Genomic DNA, 19,375 nt, shown 5'->3' with positions numbered 1-19,375 from the left:
GATCCGCGACGACGTCCGGATCCCGGACCGGGCGGCTCAGCGGGCGGCGGCGAGCGCCGCGAGGGTCTCCGCGGAGGTATGCGCGGGCTCCCAGCCGAGCTGCCGCTTCGCGCGGCTGGTGTCCATGACCACGGGAGTGCGGACGATGTGCAGCCATTCGAGCGTGGCGGGCATGAACGGGAGGCGGGCGAGAGCGGCGGACGCGGCGGTGGCGGCGACCGCGGGAACGCGCACCGGCCTGCCGCCCAGCGCGGCGACCACCTCGGACAGGGTGAGAGTGCCATCGCCCGCGATGTTGTAGGCGCCGGGTGGCGCCTGCGCGGTGGCGGCCAGCGCGATGGCGGCGGCCACGTCGTCGTGGTGGACGAGTTGCAGTGGGTGGCCCGGGTCGGGAATCACCGGTTTGAACAGCGGGTTCGAGCGGGCCAGAGTGCGCAGCGGGCCGGGAAGTTTCTCCCAGGGCAGGTCGTGCAGAGCCGGCGCTTTCGGTCCGGCCACGATGCACGGCCGCAGCACGAACACTTCCAGACCGGAACCGGCGGTGATCTCGGCGAGCGCCGCCTCGCACGCGGCCTTCTGCTCGGAGTAGTAGTGCTCGGGCGAGCCCTCGGGCGGCACGTCTTCGGTGATGGGCGAGGGATTGCGCGGGTGGTAGCCGTAGGCGGCGACCGAGGACGTGTAGACCAGGCGGCGGACCCGCTCGGCGGCCACCGTCGCCTCGAAGACATTACGGGTGCCCGCGAGATTCACCCGCGCGCTCTCCTCCCGCGAGCCCATGATCACGAACGCCAGATGGATCACCACGTCGGCATCCGCGACCAAGGCATCCACCGCGGCTCGGTCGAGGATGTCGCCGCGCCGGTACTCGGTCTTGGTCCAGCCGTGTGCCGCGGGGTCGAACGGCCTGCGTGCCATTCCGAGGATCCGGTCGACCGCCGGGTCGAGTTCGAGTGCGGAGACGGCGGAGATGCCGATCTCGCCGGTCGGCCCGGTGACGGCGACAGTGATACCCATGCGACCGGAATTCCCCGGCCGCCGTGGGTGAAACCGTACTCAGTCGGGTGGTTCGACGGTGCCCGCCGCTTCGTTCACGTCCTCGTCCTCGGGGGTTTCGCGGGTATCGAGGTCCAGGTCGTCAGGGTGGGAAGTGTCGGTCTGGTCGCCCAGTTCGGGTGCGTTCTTGTTTCCGGGTTCGGTCACGCCCGTGGGCTACCCATCGGCGTGGACTTCACGCGGAGTGCGCGCGCATATGTGCCGTACGAGGCGTGGGTCCGGTGCGGTCGGGAGTCACACTCGGTGTTCCCGGTCGCGTTGCCACTGTTCGATCGCCTTGCCGATGTCGGTGGTGGCGGGCTCGTGGTAGAGCCACTCCCGCGCGAGGCGATGCCAGTTGTTGGTGACGTGGAGCTGGCCGAGCGCGGCGAAGGTGAACAGGTCCGCGCGGCGGGAGAACACGTGCTCGGCCGGGAGTAGTTGGTGGCGCATACCTTTGAACTCGGCGGCTCGCGGGTCGATGGCGAGGATGACCGCGCCGGTGGCGACCTCGGGTGTGATGGTGATCGGTTCGTCGAGTAGATGCCATCCCGCGGCGGCCCACACATAATCCAGGCATTCCTGGGTGGTGACGCCCGCGTCCGGGTCGATGATGCCGCGTCCGACCCAGGCGTCGTACAGGTCTCGTGCGCGGTGTTCACCGGCGGCCCGCAGACACGCGCGCTCGAAGTCCACGTGCACGGGGTCCATGTGATCGTAGAGCCCGAAATCGACGAACGCCAGCCGGCCGTCGGCGGCGAGCAGGATGTTGCCCGGATGCGGGTCGCCGCAGAACTCGTTGTCGCTGAACAGCGCACTGATGTAGAAGCGGTAGATCAACTCGCCGAGGCGGTCGCGATCGGCGGCGGGCAATGCTCGAATCCGCTGGAAGTCACCGCCCTCGACGTACTCGGAGACGAGAACGCTTCGCGTGCAGTGCTCTTCGATGCTGTCGGGGACGGTGATGAAGGGGTGGTCGCGGTAGCGCATCGCTACCCGGTGCTGGGTCCGGGCTTCGCGCGGGTAGTCGAGTTCGTTGCCGATGTTGCGGGCGATCTCGTCCAGCACGGCGGTGTCGGCCGCGCTCGGCAGGACGGTTTTCCACAGCTTGCTGAGCACTTCCAGATTGCGCATGTCCGCGTGGATCGCCGCGTCCACACCCGGGTACTGCACCTTGACCGCCACGGTGCGTCCGTCGTGCAACCGGGCCCGATACACCTGCCCGATCGACGCCGCGGCGATCGGTGTCTCGTCGAAATCGGCGAACACGCGCGCCAACGGCCCGAGGTCGTCCTCGATCACCTGCTTCATCGCGGCGAACGGCACGGCAGGCGCGCGATCCCGCAGTTCGGCGAGCTTGGTGCGGAACAGTTCCCGGTGCGATTCGGGCACGAGGTCGACCTCGAGAACCGACAGCATCTGCCCCAGCTTCATCGCCGCGCCCTTCATGGCGCCGAGCACCGTGACGAGTTGCTGCGCAGTCTGCAGCGTCGAGCGCTCGGCGAGAACCCGCCGGGCTTCCTCGGTTCTGCCGATCATCGACAGCCGGTTCCCGACCCCGCGTACCGCCTGGCCTGCGGCCAAGCCGCCGAGGCGGCCACTTCTCGCCAGGCGACCTCTGGGTACCCGTCCGGCCACCGCATGCACCTCCATGAGCATTCGTGCCGCCGATGCCGCACGTCCGTATTCTTCGCAGCCCGACCGCCGCTTGTCGACCGGTGATGGGTGCTTCTTCAGGCCGGGCGGCGGGTGCCGGCCGGTACCTCGCTCGGAAGATCGCTGACGGCCGAGGCGATGAGCGCCGACCGCAGATACCACAGGCCTCTGCCGTCGGCGGGGTCGAAGCCGGTGAGCTGCGCGATGCGCCGCAGCCGGTAATCGACGGTGTTCGGATGAACATGCAGTCGCCGCGCGGTGCGCAAGCGATGCATGCCCGTGTCGAGATGAGTCCGCAGGGTTTCCAACAGCTCCGGATGGTCCATCAGTGGGGCGAGGTGTGTGCGGAGCTGGTCTCGACCGACTCCGGGGCGGGTCAGTTGATAGTGCAGCGCCAGCTCGGGGAACCTGTACAGCCCTGGTCCACGTTCCAGTTGTTGCACCGTGTCGAGCAGTTCGTGCGCTTGGACAGCCGCGGCGGACACCTCGTCGGGACCGGCGCACACGACACCGGCGGTGACCGGCACTTGCGCGGCGCCGGAAAGTGTCGCGACGACCTTGTCGAGATCGATGTCTTCGCCGGGATCTCCGGGCCGGGTACAGGGAATGAGGACGGTTCCCCCGTCGACCGACAGCAGCGAAAGCGCTCGGTCATCGAACAGGCCCGCGAGGGCGGCCTGGAGGCGGCGGAGTTTGCGCCGCGCGACGACCTGGCTGTCGAGCCGGGGATGGGTTTCGTCGGGATGCGCGGGCACGGCGAGGGCGAGCACGAAATATCGGTCGGCGAGGGGTATTCCGCATTCGCGGGCCATCGCGGATGTCGCGTGCCCGCCCAGCAGCGCCGAGGTAAGGGTGTGCACCGCGGTGTGGTGTTCGGCGGCGATGGCCTTGTATTCGCGGACGTAGGCTTTGCTGACCGTCGAGGTCAGTAGATTCAACAGCTCCACTACGGTCGCGGTGCCGGTGGCGATGTCGATGCGATGCGTGGATCCGCGGTCGCCGAACAGCAAGCCGAGCCCGAACTTGAAACCCACGTGAACCGCGTGCAGGACGGCATCGACCGGGATCCCCTCGCGTGCCCATCCCGCTGCCGCGACCTGCAAACCGTCGATGCGGTCCGGCACCGCCTGCCCGTCCAAACCCTGGATGGCCCACCGCATGCACGCGCGGACCACCTCGGTGACGTCGGCGCCGACCGCGCCACCCGGTAGCGTGCGGCAGGGCGCCGCCGTCTCCGCGACGTGTGCGACCACTTCACGTGCGAGTCTGTGTACATCGTGCGGCGGCCGGATGACCGGCGGCCCTTCCGGATCGACCGCAGGATGAGCGATGTCTTCGATCATCACGTGTGACCTCCTCGCCACCGCCATCAGCGGCCACGTCCAAGCTCGAACCGCCCGGGTAAGCAATCGTGCGGCGCCTCGGCGTCACCGGTTGTTCACCCTGTCCTCAACGGTAATCCGAGTCCCAGATCAGCTACTACTCCGCTTTCGGCCGGTCGGCCGACGACCGTGAAAACAGCTCCTGAGCAGTAGGAATAGGGACCGCGAGCGTAGCCGGGGGGAGTGTTCCGGAGCCAGAACCTGGTGACCTGCTCACTTTCCTCTCCCCGCACGTGGACAGTCGTCCGATCGGTGGGGGCCACGCGCCGCGCAGACACGACGGCGGACGGAATCGTCACCGTGCCGAAGGACGCCGCGTCGATCAGACGGCGGCGGCCTCGGCTTCGGCCTCCATCCACGCGCCGATCATCCGCCCGGTCATATCGATCGCCTCCGCGCGGGCCCGGCTGTCCACATCCAGAGCCGACGCGCGCAGGACTGCCGCGAATCCGGTGTTGATCATGACGAAGGTCATCACGTCGTACTCGTGATCGTCTCCCGGGCCGAGGATCTGGATCAGCATCACCTTGACCAGCAGACGCAGTCGTGGCTCGAATTCCGGGATACCACTGCTGTAGAACTGCACTCCGCCGACCAGCGCGCGCACCAATTGCGCGTTCGCGACCAGTTCCGCGGTGATTACCTGCAGGACATCGCTGACGATCTGCGGGATCGATTTCTCCGACAGATTGAACACCTGCTGTGTGAAGCGCCGCTCGATGGTCTCGAGCAGCCGCTCGAGCAACTCCTCGACCAGGACGGCGCGGTCGGCGAAGTAGCGGTAGACCGTTCCTATGCTGACACCGGCCTCCACCGCGATCCGGTTGGTCGAGGTGTTGGCGATACCGCGCTCACCGAACAGCCGCGCGGCCGTATCGAGGATGTGCTCCCTGGTCGCCTTCGCGCGTTCCTGCGTCGGACGACGGCGCTGACCGACAGCCTTCGACGGCATCACGCCCTCCTGCTGATCATGGAAAATGAGCAACGCTCATGTTACTGAGCGTCAGCGCCGTCGTCGGCGTAACGACGAGGTGGATTCCCGATCTCCGGGATGCCGCGTGGAATCCGGTGGAGCCGCGTCGCGACCCTGGCGGGGCTTGGCGCAAACCGCAGGGTCGCAACGATATCGGCGGCAGGTTACAAATACGGCCGGGTGATCATCTCGATCCCGTGCCCGGCCGGGTCGCGGAAGTAGACCCCGCGTCCGCCGTGTCCGGTGTTGGTGGTACCCGGCTGCTGGAAGAACGGGTCGGCCGCGTGCTCGATACCCCGCTCACACAGCTTTCCGTAGGCCCGTTCGAACAGCTCGTCGTCGACGAGGAAGGCGTAGTGCTGCATCTGGATGTCCTCGACCGGTGGTTCGGCGAACTGCAGCAGCACCCCGTCCTCGCAGAGCAGGTTGGTGAACACTCCCCACGACGGGGCTTCGGCGAACTCGAAGAGATCGCGGAAGAAGGCCGCGGACTCGTGGCGATCCTTGGCCGCGATGATGGTGTGGTTGAAGCGTGCGGGCATGATTACTCCTGTCGTGATCGATCTGTGAAGCGTGTGATCATCACGACGGAGGTGGGGCCCGCGCACCGGCGCGAGGACTTCGATCGAATGGCAGGCTCGGGCCGCGGCAGGCCCGAACGGCGCTCAGGAGAGCGCCGGGTAACCAATCCGTGTGTGGCGCAAGGCCGTCCCGGTAGTCATCGCCGCACAGCGTAGCCTATCGGGCGAAACCGGCCAAGCCTCCGGTTCCGCGGCGGTCGTCATGTGAAGGTGGCCGAGGGGGAAGGAGAGCCTGCGGGATCACTCGCGCAGGAGTGCGGCGATGCCGTCCAGCAGCGCCGCTAGCCCGAATGCGAACACCGACCCGGCCCCGGTGCCCGCGCCACCGTCGTCCGGCGAGCCCGCGGCGGCGACCGCCGCGAGGGCGGGAAACCGATCCGGCCCGCCGAATTCGACGAATACGGCCGGATCGAGCACCGGCCCGGTGTGGCCGTCCGTGTCGCGCCCGAGGCCGGGATCGATCTCGAGCCGGGTCGCCCCACTGGTGAACGCGCTGACCGATAGCAGAGCCTCGGTGACGACCGCAAGGGGCAACCCGCCGTCCAGTAGGGCGCGCATGGCGGCCTCACCCCAGGCGGCTTCATTCGGTCCCATGAACCGATTGCCGGTGCCGACCACCAGCATCCACGGATGGCGCAGGTACAGCTCCCTGGTCGCGCCGGCCCATTGGCGCAGCGCCGCACGCCAGTCGTCGGCGGGCAAGCGGGGCGGGTCACCCATCACCGCGTCGAACATCAGCGAGACCAGGTCGTCCTTGCTGGGCACATGCCGGTACAGCGACATGGTCGCCGCGCCCAACTGCTTGGCGACGCGCTGCATCGACAGCGCCCCGATTCCATCCGCGTCCGCCACCTCCACGGCCGCGGCGACGATGCGGTCGAGGGTGAGAGCCGGTTTCGGCCCGCGGCCGGTCGGCCGGTTGCCCGACCACAGCAGCCGTGCCACCGGTGGCAGTTCGTCGGTCACAGTCCCTCCTTATTGCGTATGTCGTACGCTACGCGTATCTTGTACGCAGTACATGTCGTCTCGGCTTCCCGGATGGTCCACCATGGGTGTTTCGACCCGCCAATCGCCTCCCCCCGTTTCCGCCCCGCCACGCAGAACCTGGTGGCAGCGGCCCTGGACCGGACCGCTGCTGATCCTGGTCTTCGCCTTCGTCGCGTTCTCCTTGCCGCCCTATCTCACCTTCGACCGGTCGCTGTCCCGAGTCCCCGATCCTGGCTTCGCGCTGCACTACCCCCTGCTGGTAGCGCATGTCGTCTGCGGTTCGGTGGCAATCCTGGTCTGTGGCTTTCAGGTGTGGCCGTGGTTTCGCCGAACGTATCCGGGGCTGCACCGCGGCCTGGGCCGCGTCTATGTCGTCGCCGGGGTACTGCCCGCCGGGCTGATCGGTCTGGTGATCGGTGCGACGAGCCCGTTCGGACCGGTCGCCCGGGTCAGCAACGTGATGCTGTCGGTGCTGTGGCTGCTCACGACGATCGCCGGCTGGCGGATGGCCCGCCGCCGCCGATTCGGCGACCACCGCCGGTGGATGATCCGTAGCTTCGCGCTGACCCTGTCGATCGTGCTCAACCGCGTCCTGGGGGCGATTCTGTTCCTGGTGCTGGACCCCCGCCTCGACACGACCTTCCACGGTGACGAGACGCTGCTCGTCCAGACCATCGCGGGCATCGGCACCTGGCTGGGATGGACGCTGTCGCTGCTGATCGCGCAGTGGTGGCTGGAGCGGCGGCCCCGACCGGTGAGTCGGCCGCGATGACCCTGGACCGGTTGGGGCTGACCCCCGACCAGGAGCGGGTGTACCGGTGGCTGCTCCAAGAGCGCAACCGCGCGGCGGCGCTCGCACCGGCCGATCGCCTCGTGCTCGGTGAACTGCGGCAGCTGGGCCTGCTCAACGACGACCTGTCAGCGGTGTCTCCTGTCACCGCGGTGGACGTACTGGTCCGCAGGCGGCTGAGCGAGGCGCAGCGGCAATTCGCCGAGCTCGACGCCGCCTGGGACGCGCTTCGGGAATGGGGCGAGGAACATCGCACCGGCAAACCGGCGGGGTCCGTCGAATACCTGCCCGGCGGCGCGGAATCCGGGCGCCGCATCCAGCAACTGCTGGCCCGGGAACCGGATGAGTTGCTGTCGATCCAGGCCGATCCACGCCACAGCCCCTTCTGGCGCACGCGGGCCGGATACGAGCGTCAGCTCGCGGCCGGTCTGCGCAGCCGGGTGATCTTCCCGATCGATGCCATGGAAGATCCCGCCCAGGTGGCGCACGTCCGGCGCCGTCACGCGCTCGGTGATCTGCACCGGGCGACCACCCAGCGGATCGGTCCGCTGGCGATCGTCAATCGCTCGGTGGTCTTCGTCGCGGCCGGCTCGGGCGACGACGTGATACAGATCCGCCATGCCGGCTTGGCGCGGTTGCTCGTCGGCGTCTTCGACCGGATGTGGGCGCTCGCGCACGACGTCGCCGAACCACCCTTCTCGCCGACGGAATTGCGCGTCCTGCACGCGCTGACCTGCCACGACACCGATGAATCGGCCGCGCGATCGATCAACATCTCGGTCCGCAAGTTCCGCGCGCATGTCGCGGCGGTGATGGACAGGCTCGGCGCCCGAACCCGGTTCCAGGCTGCCCTGCTCGTCAAGGAGAAAGGCTGGATCTGAGGCTGTGCAGCTTCCTGCACCCCGCGGTGCAGCGACTGCTCTTCAATTGCGACGGTGCGCTGGGCGAAGCTGGGTTCGCGGGGGCTATCCCCTGGTGGGGCCCGCGTGAGACGGGCTGTGGGTGAATGAAGGAGGAGCAGTGATCCTGGTGACCGGTGCGACCGGAAATGTCGGCTCGGAAGTGGTGGCGGCGGTGCGCAGGGCCGGGCAGCCGGTGCGGGCGCTGGTACGCGACATCGACGGCGTCGCGCTGCCGCCCGGAGTGACGGCGGTATCCGGCGACCTCGACGTGCCCGACACCATGTCCGAGGCCATCGACGGCGCGCGGGCGATGTTCCTGCTGCCCGGCCACGCGAACCTGCCCGCACTGCTGGACCGAGCGAAATCGGCCGGGCTGCAACACGTTGTGTTGCTGTCGAGCGGATCGGCCGAGCTGGTGGATTCGGCCAATGTGGTCGCGCGCTCCATGGCCCGGTCCGAGCAGGCGGTGCGGGAATCGGGGCTGGCGTGGACGTTCCTGCGGCCGCGCTCGTTCATGTCGAACGCGTTCCGCTGGCTGCCCCAGCTCGCCGCCGGTGACGTCGTCCGCGTGCGGTTCCCCCGGGTGCCGGTCGCGGCGATCGACCCGGCCGACATCGCCGCTGTCGCCGCCCGGGCGCTCACCGACGATGTGTTCGCCGACCGGATCCTGGACCTGACCGGCCCGGCGGCCCTGCGCCCCGCCGACCAGATCGCCATCCTCGCCGAAGTACTCGACCGTCGCCTGGTCTGCCGCGAACTGACCGACGACGAGACCCGCGCCGAACTCGCGGCCACCCTGCCCCCGGAGTACGCCGCGGCCTTCGCCGACTTCTATCTCGACGGCTCACTCGACGAGTCACAGGTGTACCCGACCGTCCGGGAGGTAACCGGACACGAACCGCGCACCTTCACCGACTGGGCTGTCGCGCACACCGCCGCGTTCGCCACCGACTGAGGGAAAGGTCGTCGGACGCGGCCATCGAAACGATTCGCCGGTAGCGGCACCGCGGCCCTCCGCGTCAGGACGGCGAAGGTGATCTAGCAGCGCCGCCACGGTTGCAGCTTCCTGCAGCACACTGTGCAGCCGGTGCTCTACCGGCGGGACCGGCCGGGCGGCGAGGCTGAGCGCATGGATCGCCTCGATGTCATCGACACCTGCACCCGCATGGCCTGGTACACCGATCACCGCGAATGGGACGCCCTCGCAGGCGTATTCGCCGACGCGGTGACGCTCGACTACACCAGCCTCGATGGCGGAGAAACGGTCACCCTGACACCCGACCGGATCGTCGCCGCTTGGCGCGACACCCTGGGCGGTTTCGCTTCGACCCAGCACCTGCTGGCCAACCATCTGGTCGACATCGACGCGGACAGTGCGATCTGCACCGCGTCGTTCCAGGCGACCCACCGCAAAGCCGAGGCGTTCGGTGCGTCGCTGTGGACCCTGGGCGGCAGTTACCGGTTCGACCTCGTCCGGGTCGAGGGCGTCTGGCGTATCCGTGGGTTGGCGATGACCGCCCTGTGGGGCGACGGCAACCGCGGACTGCTGCCCAGACCCGCCTGATCTCGTCGTACGGAAAGGAAGACGAACTGATGAAGGTCGAATTCGACAGCGCCGGTGTGGAACTCGTCGGCAACCTCTTTCTGCCGGACACCCCGGGGCCGGTGCCCGGCGTGGTGGTCGCCGGAACCTGGACCAGCGTGAAGGAGATGATGGCCGACCGCTACGCCCGGAGGCTGGCCGAACACGGCTATGCCGCACTGTCCTTCGATTTCACCGGGTTCGGTGAATCCGGCGGGAACCCGCGCGACGTCGAATCGCCGGACCGCAAGATTGCCGATATCGGTCACGCGGTGGACTTCCTAACCGCGCACGCCGCGGTCGACGGGGACCGGATCGGCGCGCTCGGGATCTGCGCGGCGGCGATGTATATGTCCGGCACCGCCGCTCACGATCCGCGCGTACGATCGCTGGCGCTGGTCGCGCCGTGGCTGCACGACGCTGCCGTCTGTGCGCAGGCCTACGGTGGCGCCGACGAGGTCGCGGCCAAGATCGCGGCGGGCCGCGCGGCGCGGACGCGGTTCGAGGCCTCCGGTGCTGTCGAGTACGTGCCGGTGGTCGGTAGCGCCGAGGACGGCGCCGCCATGCCCTACCGGATCGACTTCTATCTCGACCCGGCTCGCGGTGGGATTCCGACCTGGCCCAATCGGTTCGCGGTCATGTCGTGGATCGATTGGCTCACCTACGACTCGATCGCCACCGCGCCGAAGATCACCCAGCCCACCGTCCTCGTGCACAGCGAGGACGCCGCGATACCCGAGGGCGCTCGCCGGTTCCACGCCGGGCTGGCCGGTCCGAAGGACTTCTTCTGGACGCAGGGCACCCAGTTCGATTTCTACGATCAGGAACCCCAGGTGACGGTCGCCGTCGACACGGTGGCGGCGCACTTCGGCCGGACGCTGTAGCCCGAGGTCGAGCAGCGTTGTCTGACCACTGCGACTGCGCACTCGGTGTCGATATCGAAGGCGGGGTGGCCTGATGCCCGGACGAACCCCTGGTGCACAGTGCACTGACGGAGCCGAAATGTGGGGCCTGGTGATGTAGTTCTCCGCTCCCTGGTGGGTGGATCGTGGAGACGCAGCTCACACCAAACCACGAGATCGGAAGTGTCACCGCCATGTCTGCACCTGCCTCCACGAATCTGCGCACGATAGCCGCGACAGCTCCCGTCGACGAGATTCTGTCGATCGTTCGCGAGGACGGCGGTGTCATCGTCAGGGGCTTGCTCACACCCGATCAGGTCGCGCGGTTCAACGCCGAGATCGACCCGGCCCTGCGAGAGCTGAGCCCTGGCTCCAAGCACGACAATGAGATCGTCGCTGAATTCCACGGCCGGAACACCAAGCGGCTCACCAACCTCGTCACCAGGAGCGAGGCGTTCCGTCGTGAGGTCATCGACCACGACCTGGTTCATGCACTCGCGGACGCGGTGTTCCTCGAAGAATCCGGAACGTACTGGATGACGACGGCGCAGGTCATCGAGATCGGGCCCGGCAACGCCGCCCAAATGCTCCACCGCGACCTCGAGAACTGGTTCCCGTTCGTCGGCATGGGACCAGCCGGACCCGAGGTGACCGTCAACTTTCTCATCGCCTTGACCGACTTCACCGAGGAGAACGGCGCCACGCGGGTGATCCCGGGCAGCCACAAGTGGGACAACTTCCAAGACCGCGGCGCGCCCGAACAAACCGTTCCGGCGATCATGAACGCCGGCGACGCGCTGTTCTTCAGCGGCAAGACCGCCCACGGCGGAGGCGCGAACCGCACCTCTGATCAGTATCGCCGTGCGGTCAGCTTCGCACTCAACCCGGGTTTCCTCGTGGGCGAGGAGGCTTACCCGTTCCTGGTGGACCTCGAACTGGCGCGGACGCTCCCCCCTCGTGTCCAGAGCCTGATCGGATTCCGCTCGCAGTACCCGACGGGCTCGCCGGGACTGTGGCAGGTCGACTACAGCGAACTCGCGGACTACCTCGAACTGTTGCCCGCGGTGGCTGAGGACAGCGAGCGCGGCTAGGGCTCGCCGCACACAAATATTCGTTCGCTCAGTGCGGGCGCAATCTCTGAAGGGACTCTTCACCATGGTGTCGGTAGGCATTGTCGGCGTGGGCCAGATGGGCGGGGCCGCCCTCCGGATTCTGCTCGAGCAGCTCCCGCACGCGCAGTTCGTGGCGATGGACCGCTCGGCCGAAGCACTGCGGCGTGCCGAAACATTCGACCCGGCACGCGTGCGAGGACGGATCGCCGAGGCCACCGCGGAGACGGTCGATCTCAGTGGAATCGACCTGGTGCTCAACATGTCCGGGCCGTTTTTCGCGGGCTCGGACAGCCTCGCCCAGGCTGCGCTGCAAGCCGGCACGACCTATATCGACATCGGTGACGATCTCGAGGCGACCGAAACCGTGCTGGCGATGGATGCGGATGCCAAGCGTGCGGGCATCGCCCTGGTCACCGGTGCGGGATGGTCACCCGGAGTCTCGAACTGGTGCGCGGCTCGTCTGCTCGACGAATTCCCCACCAGCGATGGAATCCAAGTGGTGTGGGCGACGCACGAGCGGGACCCCGGGGGCTTGGCTCCGTTGCGCCACATGCTTCACATGGCAGTCTCTCCGTGCCCCATCTGGCGGGACGGGAAGTGGGTGCGGTCGGCGGGATTCGTTCCGGAAACGGCGACTGACTTCACTTTTCCCGAGCCGCTCGGTCAGATTCAGGCCTACGACACCGCTCACCCCGAGCCGAGGACGCTGGCCAGGCATTTCCCGCAGTTGCGCAACGCGAGTTGCAAGGGATCGCTCCGGCCGGGGTGGGCCAACGCCGCGTTCTCGACGCTCGGTCGTATCGGATTCGGCTACACCGACGTCACCGTCGATGTCGGTGGGAACGAGGTCGAACCGGCCGAGTTCCTGTGGAAGATGCTGTGGGCGCGGCATTCGGCATCAGCGTCAGCAAAGAGCGGTGAGCCACTGACCGCATTGATGGTGCAGGCTCTGAACGGCGCGCGCGTCCAAGGTGCTCTCGCGCTCCTCGATGATGCGCCGATGTCGCGTGGCACCGGGCTCGGTGCGGCGGTCGCGGCGCTCGCCGCGTTGCAGTCACCTCCGCCGCCCGGAGCGTGGGGTCCGGAGGTCTTCGACTGGCAGTTCGCCCTCGCCGAGTTCGAGCGCATCGGGCGGTCACTCGGCGGATTCGGGCCGGGTATTCGAAATCTCACGGCCGTCTGAGGAATTGCCGTGAACAGCCTTTCCGAAGCGGTGGCCAACTGGGCAGCCACGCGTCCCAGCGCCCTGGCATTGCGTTGCGGCGAGCACACCCTCACCTGGTCGGAGCTCGACGAAGCGCTGACGCGTTTCGTCGCCGCACTCCGCGCTCGCGATGTGGTCGCGGGTGATCGCGTTGTCCTGCTGGGGGAGAACAGCCTGGAATGGGTTGTCGCGTTTCTCGGGTGTCAGCGGGGCGACAACGTCGTCGTCCCGCTGAACACTCGGCTCGCACAGAGCCAGGTCGTTCAGCAGGTCACCAAAGTCGAAGCCGAGTTCGTCCTCCACGATGCCGCGGCCGCGGCGGTACCCGGCGCGCGATGCCTGGAACTCGAGGCTTTCGTGCGTGAAGCCCGCACAGATCGAGGTGCCGCCGCACCTGAAATGACGACGGGTGAGGCTCCAGCGTTGATCAGCTTCACCTCGGGCACGACGGGAGTTCCCAAGGGCGCGGTCATCAGCCATTCCGCGATATCGGCACTGGCCCGCGCGTTCTCCGGCTATTTCGGAACCGGGCCGGACGACAGCACCTTGGTCCTCGTGCCGATTTTCCACAACACCGGTTTCGCGGATCAACTGGCACACCTGGTCGTCTCGGGCGGAACGACCAGTCTTCTCCGGCGTTATCGAACCGGTGACGCGGCGGCGGAACTGATCGCCCACCCGGCGACCTTTCTCGCGGCGGTGCCGAGCATGGTGCGAATGCTGATGCTGCACGACGACGCCGAGGAGATCTTTCGCGGCGTGCGCACGATCATGTACGGCGGCAGCGCAATGCCGGAGCCCTGGGTCCACGAACTGCTTCGGCGGTGGCCGCACCTCGCGCTCGTTCATGCGTACGGATTGAGCGAGTTCACCTCGGTGTGCACGTTCCTGCCGCATGAGCTGGCGGCCACGAAGGCGGAGTCTGTGGGGCTGCCGCTGCCTGGTGTCGAAGTGCGCATTGTCGATGAGTCAGGTGTCGACGCCGAACCCGGTGCGCTGGGAGAGGTATGGCTCAGCGGACCGACGCGCATGCTCGGCTACTGGGACGAGCCGCAGCTCACGGCCGCGAAGATGAGTGGACGGTGGCTGCGCACCGGCGACGTCGGCCGCATCGACGCCGACGGACTGCTGTGGCTGCACGGTCGTGCCGATGACGTCATCAATCGTGGCGGCGAAAAGATCATGCCGACGTTCGTCGAGTCACACATCGCTCGCCACGAGACAATCGGGGCCGCATGCGCTTTCGGCTATCCGGACGACATCCTGCACCAGCGTGTAGCGGCAGCCGTCGAGGTGCGCTCCGGCACAGTTTTCGACGAGCAGGAACTCGTCGGCTTCCTGCGGGCAGCGATGCCCGACTACGCGGTTCCGGACCGCTGGGTCGTCTACGACGCCCTCCCGTTGAATGCGTCCGGCAAATTCGATCGCCGAGCCGTCCGGGAGGACCTCATCGCCGCACTGCGCCGAACCAACCACAACGAGGAATTGCCATGACCATCGAATTCGACGCCGCCGTCTTCCGGACGCCGAACGCACCATTGACCATCGAAAGAGTCTCGATCCCCTCGACTCCGCCGCCTGGCGACGTACTCGTGCGGATGCGGGCGAGCGGGCTGTGCCACAGCGACCTGCACGCGATTGTCGGTGAGTGGGACGTGCCTACGCCCATGATCCTCGGGCATGAGGGTGCCGGAATCGTCGAGAGCGTCGGAGAGGGAGTCACGACCCTCGCGCCCGGCGATCACGTTGTGCTCTCCTGGACACCCTCGTGTCGCCGGTGCCGCTACTGCGTCAGCGGCCGGCCCGTCCTGTGCGACATGGTGAGCCGGCATTCGGCCAACCATCTCTCGTTCGACGGCCGGTCACGTATCACCGCAGCGGACGGAGCGGAGGTGCTGAGCTTCGCCGGCCTCGGGACCTTCGGCCAGTACGTGATGGTGCCCGAATCGGGTGCGATCGCCATCCGGAAGGACGCACCCTTCGAACAGTCGGCGCTCATCGGCTGCGCGGTGACGACCGGCGTCGGTGCGGCGGTCAACACCGCCAAGGTGCGTCCGAGTGACACCGTGCTGGTGATCGGCTGCGGTGGCGTCGGGCTCAATGCGATTCAGGGTGCTCGACTCGTCGGCGCGAAGCAGGTCATCGCTGCCGATATCTCCGACGAAAAGCTCTACCAGGCACGTGTTTTCGGAGCCACCGAGGTCATCAACAGTGGTCGCGAGGATCTCGCGACCAAGGTCGCGCAATGCACTGACGGTCGGGGCGTCGAAGTCGCGATCGAGGCCATCGGACTGCCGCAGACGATCGAGGCCGCATACGCGGTGTTGGCCCGCGGCGGCACTGCCGTGGTCGCCGGGCAGGTGGCGAACGGTGTGACGATCACGATCGATCCGTTTGTCATGTCCGACCAGGAGCTTTCGCTCATCGGCTCGAACTATGGTTCGAGCAGGCCCGACGTCGACTTTCCGGTGCTTGTCGAGCACTACATGCACAATCGTATCGATCTCGACTCACTCGTCACCCGCGTCATCGATATAGCGGACATCAATGACGCGTTCGACGAGATGAAACGCGGCATCGGGATCCGGTCGGTGATCAAGTACTGATGAGCGTCTCGAGATTTGCCGGTAAGACGGCGATCGTCACCGCCGCCAGCCGCGGGATCGGCCTGGCCATCGCCGAACGGCTGGTGGCCGAGGGCGCGAAGGTTGTCATTACCGGACGCACCCAGGACACGCTCGACGCGGCCGTCGCCGCGCTCGGCGGACCCTCGACGGCGCTCGGTGTCGCCGGCAAGGCGGACGACGTCGAGCACCAGGCAGACACGATCCGACAGGCGCTCGAAACGTTCGGCAGCGCGGACCTGTTGGTCAACAACGCCGGCATCAACCCCACGTACGGGCCGATGGTCGAGCTGGATCTCGGTGCCGCGCGCAAGGTCGTCGAGGTGAACTGCATCGCCGCCCTGTCTTGGGTGCAGCAGATCCATCGGGCCTGGATGAAGGAGCACGGTGGCGCGGTCGTGAACATCTCGTCGGTCTCCGGCCTCAGGCCGTCGCCCAACATCGGTTTCTACGGCGCGAGCAAGGCGATGCTGGCATCGATCACCGAGTTGCTGGCCGTCGAACTCGGCCCGGATATCCGCGTCAACGCGGTGGCGCCGGGCGTCGTCCGGACCGAGTTCGCCGCAAAGCTCTATGAAGGACGCGAGGACGACGTCGCCGCCGCGTACCCGCTCGAGCGGCTCGGCGAGCCGCACGACATCGGCAGCGCCGTGGCCTTCTTGCTCTCACCGGATTCGTCGTGGATCACCGGGCAACTCGTCGTCGTCGACGGCGGCATCACACTGTGCGGCGGCGTCGAGTGACCCCTGGGCTGGATCTCGACCGCTTCGCCCGCTGGATCCGGACGACTGTCCCGGTCGTAGACGCGAACCTGCACGCGAAACTGATCGCGGGCGGGAAATCCAATCTGACCTACGTCGTCAGCGACGGATCGCGCGAGTGGATCGTGCGTCGGCCGCCGCTTGGGCATGTACTGGCGACAGCACACGACATGGCGCGGGAGTACCGAGTCATGTCAGCTCTGTGGCACACCGACGTTCCGGTCCCCGCGACGTACGCGTTGTGCGAGGACGATGGCGTCATCGGCGCGACGTTCTATGTCATGGAGCGATGTGCCGGAACGCCCTATCGCACGTCGGCGGAGCTCGAACCGCTCGGGGAGGAGCACACCCGGGTGATCTCGGAACGCCTGGTCGATACGCTCGCCGCGCTGCACCGGGTCGACCCGGCTGCTGTCGGGCTGACGGACTTCGGTCGGCCCGAGGGCTTTCTTCGCCGTCAAGTCATCCGGTGGAAGAAGCAACTCGATGCCTCCTACCACCGGGATCTGCCTGCGGCCGCCGAACTCTACTCCCGCCTGGCCTCCTCGGTACCGGAGGAATCGGCGGCGGGAATCGTGCACGGCGACTTCCGGCTCGACAACGTGCTCATCTCCGACTACAGGCCGACCGCCGTCCTGGACTGGGAGATGGCGACGCTCGGCGACCCGCTCACCGACCTCGCGTTGATGCTCACCTACCACCGGCTCGCCGGCAATGGGTTCGATGCCGTGACCACCGTGTCCGTCGCGCCGGGCTTTCTCACCGAAGACGAAATCATCGCCCGGTATGCCGCAACCAGCGAACGCGACCTGTCCGACTTCGGCTTCTACCTCGGGCTCGCGGCGTTCAAGCTCGCCACGATCCTCGAAGGCATCCACTACCGCTACCTCAACGGCCAGACGGTCGGCGAGGGCTTCGACAACATCGGCGATTCGATCGAGCCGCTGCTGGCGGCCGGTTTGGACGCACTGACGAAAGAGAACTGAAGGATTTCTCGTTCGACGCGATTCGCGTGTCCACCCGGCTGAAGCCGTCTTCCATCAGCCACTGGGAGAGCTTGCTGACAAGTGGGCGTGGGACTCGGCGCCGGTCTTGGCCGACTTACGAGCCGAGGCGCGCAGTCGGGGCCTAGCCGAGAAACGACACCGCCGCCAGCCCGCCGGCCGCCAACATCCACCACGGCAGGTTCGGGCCGTCGAACGTCGCCACCGATGCACCCAGGCCGGTGTGGCGAGGTACGCGGTCGGTAGTCCGGCCCCGTTCCCGATGGACAACCCCGGTGCCATCGGACCGCCGACCACCGTCAGTGGTGCGGCGCCCGCGATGATCATGAAGGAGATGGCGACAACGCCCGGATTGCCGCGCAGCCGCTGTTCGGTAGGTGCCCACGTGTCCACGGCCGGTGCTCAATATAAACGTTTTTCTGGTTCGGATGGATTCGCGTCAGACCGTTTTGGTCATGACGTGCTTGATGCGCGTGTATTCCTCGAGCGCGTACACCGACATGTCCTTGCCGTAGCCGGACTGCTTGAAGCCGCCGTGGGGCATCTCCGACATGATGGGCATGTGGTCGTTGACCCACACACACCCGAAGTCCAGGTCGCGCGCCGCGCGCGCCGCATGGTTGAGGTTCTGCGTCCAGATGGATGAGGCGAGGCCGAAATCGACGTCGTTGGCCCACTCGAAGGCCTGGTCGACGTCGGCGGCACGCTGGACCGATACAACGGGCCCGAATTGTTCGGTCTGGACGATGACGTCGCGTTGACTCGGATCGGCTACGATTGTGGGCTCGAGAAAGAACCCGTTGCCTGGCAACGCTTTTCCGCCGGTGACGATGGTTCCGTCGGTCTTGGCGAGCACGTCGAGAATCGACTGGCGATGGGCTGCCGAGATCACCGGACCCATGTCGATATCGTCGCCATCGGTGGGGTTGCCGACCTCGAGGGCTTGCACCGCAGGGACGAGCGCTTCGAGCAGCCGGTCGTAAACGCCCGGGGTGGCGATGACGCGGCAGGCGGCGGTGCAGTCCTGACCGCTGTTGACGAACGCGCCCACTACGATTCCGGCGACGACTGCTTCGATATCGGCATCGTCCAGCACGATCACCGGTGCCTTGCCGCCGAGTTCGAGGTGGGTCTGCGTGACGCGATCGGCGGCGATCTTCGCGATGTGGCGGCCGGTGGTCGTGTCGCCGGTCAGGGAGACGAGTCCGATTCGAGGGTCGCCCACCAATCGGTCGCCGATATCCCCTGCCGATCCCGAGACGACGTTGAGCACGCCGGCGGGGAAGATGTCCCGTGCCAGCTCGGCGACGTACAGAGCGGTGAGCGGCGTATTGCGGGCGGGCTTGAGGATGCTGCAGTTGCCCGCGGCGAGCGCCGGTCCGATTTTCCAGGTCGCCATGAGCAGCGGATAGTTCCACGGGGCGATACCGGCCACGACGCCGATCGGTTCGCGCCGCACGTAGGACTCGTAACCGCGCAGGTACTCGCCACCCGCACGTCCTTCCAACGTGCGCGCCGCGCCGGCGAAGAACCGCAGGTTGTCGACCACCAATGAAATCTCGTCGCGCGCCACCGGCATCGGCTTGCCGACGTTGCGGGCCTCGAGCACGGCGATGTGGTCGGCCTCGGCTTCGATCGCCGAGGCCAGCGCCAACAGCATCTCCGAGCGCTCACCAGGGGTGGTGCGCTTGAACGATCGAAACGCCTGCGCGGCTGCCGTGACAGCGGCGTCGACGTCGTCGCCGTTGCCTGCGGCGACGCGGGCCAGAACCTCTCCGGTGGCGGGTTCGATGACGTCGAGTTCACGGCCCGATCGGGCGTCCACCAGCTCGCCGTTGATCAGGTTGGATGCGTTGTAGTCATCAGGGTCGAGCATTCGGGGC

At 67.3% G+C, this 19,375-nt stretch carries 19 protein-coding genes; 11 read left to right on the top strand and 8 right to left on the bottom strand.

Features of this window, described 5'->3' with window-relative positions:
• Nucleotides 1–36: 36 nt before the first annotated feature.
• The 7 genes from ABZ803_RS03625 to ABZ803_RS03595 form a co-directional block, all read right to left on the bottom strand.
• A complete protein-coding gene (locus ABZ803_RS03625; RefSeq protein ID WP_357032251.1) occupies nucleotides 37–1,014 on the bottom strand; it encodes an NAD-dependent epimerase/dehydratase family protein in 978 nt (325 codons plus the stop codon).
• A 39-nt stretch (nucleotides 1,015–1,053) separates the two neighbouring features.
• A complete protein-coding gene (locus ABZ803_RS03620) occupies nucleotides 1,054–1,200 on the bottom strand; it encodes a hypothetical protein (protein ID WP_357032248.1) in 147 nt (48 codons plus the stop codon).
• 87 nt (nucleotides 1,201–1,287) lie between these two features.
• Nucleotides 1,288–2,670 (bottom strand): AarF/ABC1/UbiB kinase family protein, encoded by a 1,383-nt coding sequence (locus ABZ803_RS03615; RefSeq protein WP_357032681.1) that lies wholly within the window; start codon nucleotides 2,668–2,670, stop codon nucleotides 1,288–1,290.
• 95 nt (nucleotides 2,671–2,765) lie between these two features.
• The gene (locus ABZ803_RS03610; protein ID WP_357032678.1) at nucleotides 2,766–4,031 is read right to left on the bottom strand and encodes a helix-turn-helix domain-containing protein; all 1,266 of its coding nucleotides are present in this window, start codon (nucleotides 4,029–4,031) and stop codon (nucleotides 2,766–2,768) included.
• A 361-nt stretch (nucleotides 4,032–4,392) separates the two neighbouring features.
• Nucleotides 4,393–5,022 (bottom strand): TetR family transcriptional regulator, encoded by a 630-nt coding sequence (locus ABZ803_RS03605; protein ID WP_357032245.1) that lies wholly within the window; start codon nucleotides 5,020–5,022, stop codon nucleotides 4,393–4,395.
• Nucleotides 5,023–5,207: 185 nt separating this feature from the next.
• On the bottom strand, nucleotides 5,208–5,585 hold the full coding sequence (locus tag ABZ803_RS03600) for a VOC family protein (protein ID WP_357032242.1): 378 nt from the start codon (nucleotides 5,583–5,585) through the stop codon (nucleotides 5,208–5,210).
• Nucleotides 5,586–5,864: 279 nt separating this feature from the next.
• Nucleotides 5,865–6,590, bottom strand: a complete 726-nt coding sequence (locus tag ABZ803_RS03595; protein WP_357032240.1) for a TetR/AcrR family transcriptional regulator — start codon at nucleotides 6,588–6,590, stop codon at nucleotides 5,865–5,867.
• An 82-nt stretch (nucleotides 6,591–6,672) separates the two neighbouring features.
• Between ABZ803_RS03595 and ABZ803_RS03590 the strand changes: the two genes are divergently transcribed.
• The 11 genes from ABZ803_RS03590 to ABZ803_RS03540 all read left to right on the top strand — a co-directional run bounded on the left by ABZ803_RS03590 (nucleotide 6,673) and on the right by ABZ803_RS03540 (nucleotide 17,474).
• A complete protein-coding gene (locus ABZ803_RS03590; protein WP_357032237.1) occupies nucleotides 6,673–7,383 on the top strand; it encodes a DUF2306 domain-containing protein in 711 nt (236 codons plus the stop codon).
• A complete protein-coding gene (locus ABZ803_RS03585) occupies nucleotides 7,380–8,282 on the top strand; it encodes a hypothetical protein (protein WP_357032234.1) in 903 nt (300 codons plus the stop codon). The genes ABZ803_RS03590 and ABZ803_RS03585 overlap by 4 nt, the downstream gene beginning before the upstream one ends.
• 139 nt (nucleotides 8,283–8,421) lie before the next feature.
• A complete protein-coding gene (locus tag ABZ803_RS03580) occupies nucleotides 8,422–9,258 on the top strand; it encodes an NAD(P)H-binding protein (RefSeq protein ID WP_357032231.1) in 837 nt (278 codons plus the stop codon).
• Between the two features lie 174 nt (nucleotides 9,259–9,432).
• The gene (locus ABZ803_RS03575; protein WP_357032228.1) at nucleotides 9,433–9,867 is read left to right on the top strand and encodes a nuclear transport factor 2 family protein; all 435 of its coding nucleotides are present in this window, start codon (nucleotides 9,433–9,435) and stop codon (nucleotides 9,865–9,867) included.
• Nucleotides 9,868–9,896: 29 nt separating this feature from the next.
• The gene (locus tag ABZ803_RS03570; protein ID WP_357032225.1) at nucleotides 9,897–10,769 is read left to right on the top strand and encodes an alpha/beta fold hydrolase; all 873 of its coding nucleotides are present in this window, start codon (nucleotides 9,897–9,899) and stop codon (nucleotides 10,767–10,769) included.
• Between the two features lie 164 nt (nucleotides 10,770–10,933).
• Entirely contained in the window at nucleotides 10,934–11,878 is a 945-nt protein-coding gene (locus ABZ803_RS03565; protein ID WP_357032222.1) for a phytanoyl-CoA dioxygenase family protein, read from the top strand.
• A 31-nt stretch (nucleotides 11,879–11,909) separates the two neighbouring features.
• Complete coding sequence (locus tag ABZ803_RS03560) at nucleotides 11,910–13,082, top strand: saccharopine dehydrogenase NADP-binding domain-containing protein (RefSeq protein WP_357032219.1); 1,173 nt, start codon at nucleotides 11,910–11,912, stop codon at nucleotides 13,080–13,082.
• A 9-nt stretch (nucleotides 13,083–13,091) separates the two neighbouring features.
• Nucleotides 13,092–14,597, top strand: a complete 1,506-nt coding sequence (locus tag ABZ803_RS03555; RefSeq protein ID WP_357032216.1) for a class I adenylate-forming enzyme family protein — start codon at nucleotides 13,092–13,094, stop codon at nucleotides 14,595–14,597.
• Complete coding sequence (locus ABZ803_RS03550; protein WP_357032213.1) at nucleotides 14,594–15,709, top strand: Zn-dependent alcohol dehydrogenase; 1,116 nt, start codon at nucleotides 14,594–14,596, stop codon at nucleotides 15,707–15,709. The genes ABZ803_RS03555 and ABZ803_RS03550 overlap by 4 nt, the downstream gene beginning before the upstream one ends.
• Nucleotides 15,709–16,470, top strand: coding sequence for an SDR family oxidoreductase (locus ABZ803_RS03545; protein ID WP_357032210.1), 762 nt, complete (start codon nucleotides 15,709–15,711; stop codon nucleotides 16,468–16,470). The genes ABZ803_RS03550 and ABZ803_RS03545 overlap by 1 nt, the downstream gene beginning before the upstream one ends.
• Complete coding sequence (locus ABZ803_RS03540; protein ID WP_357032207.1) at nucleotides 16,467–17,474, top strand: phosphotransferase family protein; 1,008 nt, start codon at nucleotides 16,467–16,469, stop codon at nucleotides 17,472–17,474. The genes ABZ803_RS03545 and ABZ803_RS03540 overlap by 4 nt, the downstream gene beginning before the upstream one ends.
• A gap of 457 nt (nucleotides 17,475–17,931) precedes the next feature.
• Here ABZ803_RS03540 and ABZ803_RS03535 read toward each other — a convergent pair whose 3' ends face one another.
• Nucleotides 17,932–19,368 carry a gamma-aminobutyraldehyde dehydrogenase gene (locus ABZ803_RS03535; protein WP_357032204.1) on the bottom strand — a complete coding sequence of 479 codons (1,437 nt, stop codon included), beginning with the start codon at nucleotides 19,366–19,368 and terminating at the stop codon, nucleotides 17,932–17,934.
• Nucleotides 19,369–19,375: the final 7 nt, after the last annotated feature.

Origin of the sequence: Nocardia sp. NPDC047648 (genome assembly GCF_040642815.1) — a bacterium.
Classification (GTDB): domain Bacteria; phylum Actinomycetota; class Actinomycetes; order Mycobacteriales; family Mycobacteriaceae; genus Nocardia; species Nocardia gamkensis.
The sequence above is the reverse complement of the archived record's forward strand: the minus strand, read 5'-3'. Positions and strand labels throughout refer to the sequence as shown.

What these genes read in the sequence shown, in the direction of transcription:
- ABZ803_RS03625 (WP_357032251.1), bottom strand. Translation starts at nt 1,014, where the DNA reads ATGGGTATCACTGTCGCCGTCACCGGGCCGACCGGCGAGATCGGCATC.
- ABZ803_RS03610 (WP_357032678.1), bottom strand. Translation starts at nt 4,031, where the DNA reads ATGATCGAAGACATCGCTCATCCTGCGGTCGATCCGGAAGGGCCGCCG.
- ABZ803_RS03605 (WP_357032245.1), bottom strand. Translation starts at nt 5,022, where the DNA reads ATGCCGTCGAAGGCTGTCGGTCAGCGCCGTCGTCCGACGCAGGAACGC.
- ABZ803_RS03600 (WP_357032242.1), bottom strand. Translation starts at nt 5,585, where the DNA reads ATGCCCGCACGCTTCAACCACACCATCATCGCGGCCAAGGATCGCCAC.
- ABZ803_RS03590 (WP_357032237.1), top strand. Translation starts at nt 6,673, where the DNA reads ATGGGTGTTTCGACCCGCCAATCGCCTCCCCCCGTTTCCGCCCCGCCA.
- ABZ803_RS03585 (WP_357032234.1), top strand. Translation starts at nt 7,380, where the DNA reads ATGACCCTGGACCGGTTGGGGCTGACCCCCGACCAGGAGCGGGTGTAC.
- ABZ803_RS03575 (WP_357032228.1), top strand. Translation starts at nt 9,433, where the DNA reads ATGGATCGCCTCGATGTCATCGACACCTGCACCCGCATGGCCTGGTAC.
- ABZ803_RS03570 (WP_357032225.1), top strand. Translation starts at nt 9,897, where the DNA reads ATGAAGGTCGAATTCGACAGCGCCGGTGTGGAACTCGTCGGCAACCTC.
- ABZ803_RS03550 (WP_357032213.1), top strand. Translation starts at nt 14,594, where the DNA reads ATGACCATCGAATTCGACGCCGCCGTCTTCCGGACGCCGAACGCACCA.
- ABZ803_RS03545 (WP_357032210.1), top strand. Translation starts at nt 15,709, where the DNA reads ATGAGCGTCTCGAGATTTGCCGGTAAGACGGCGATCGTCACCGCCGCC.
- ABZ803_RS03535 (WP_357032204.1), bottom strand. Translation starts at nt 19,368, where the DNA reads ATGCTCGACCCTGATGACTACAACGCATCCAACCTGATCAACGGCGAG.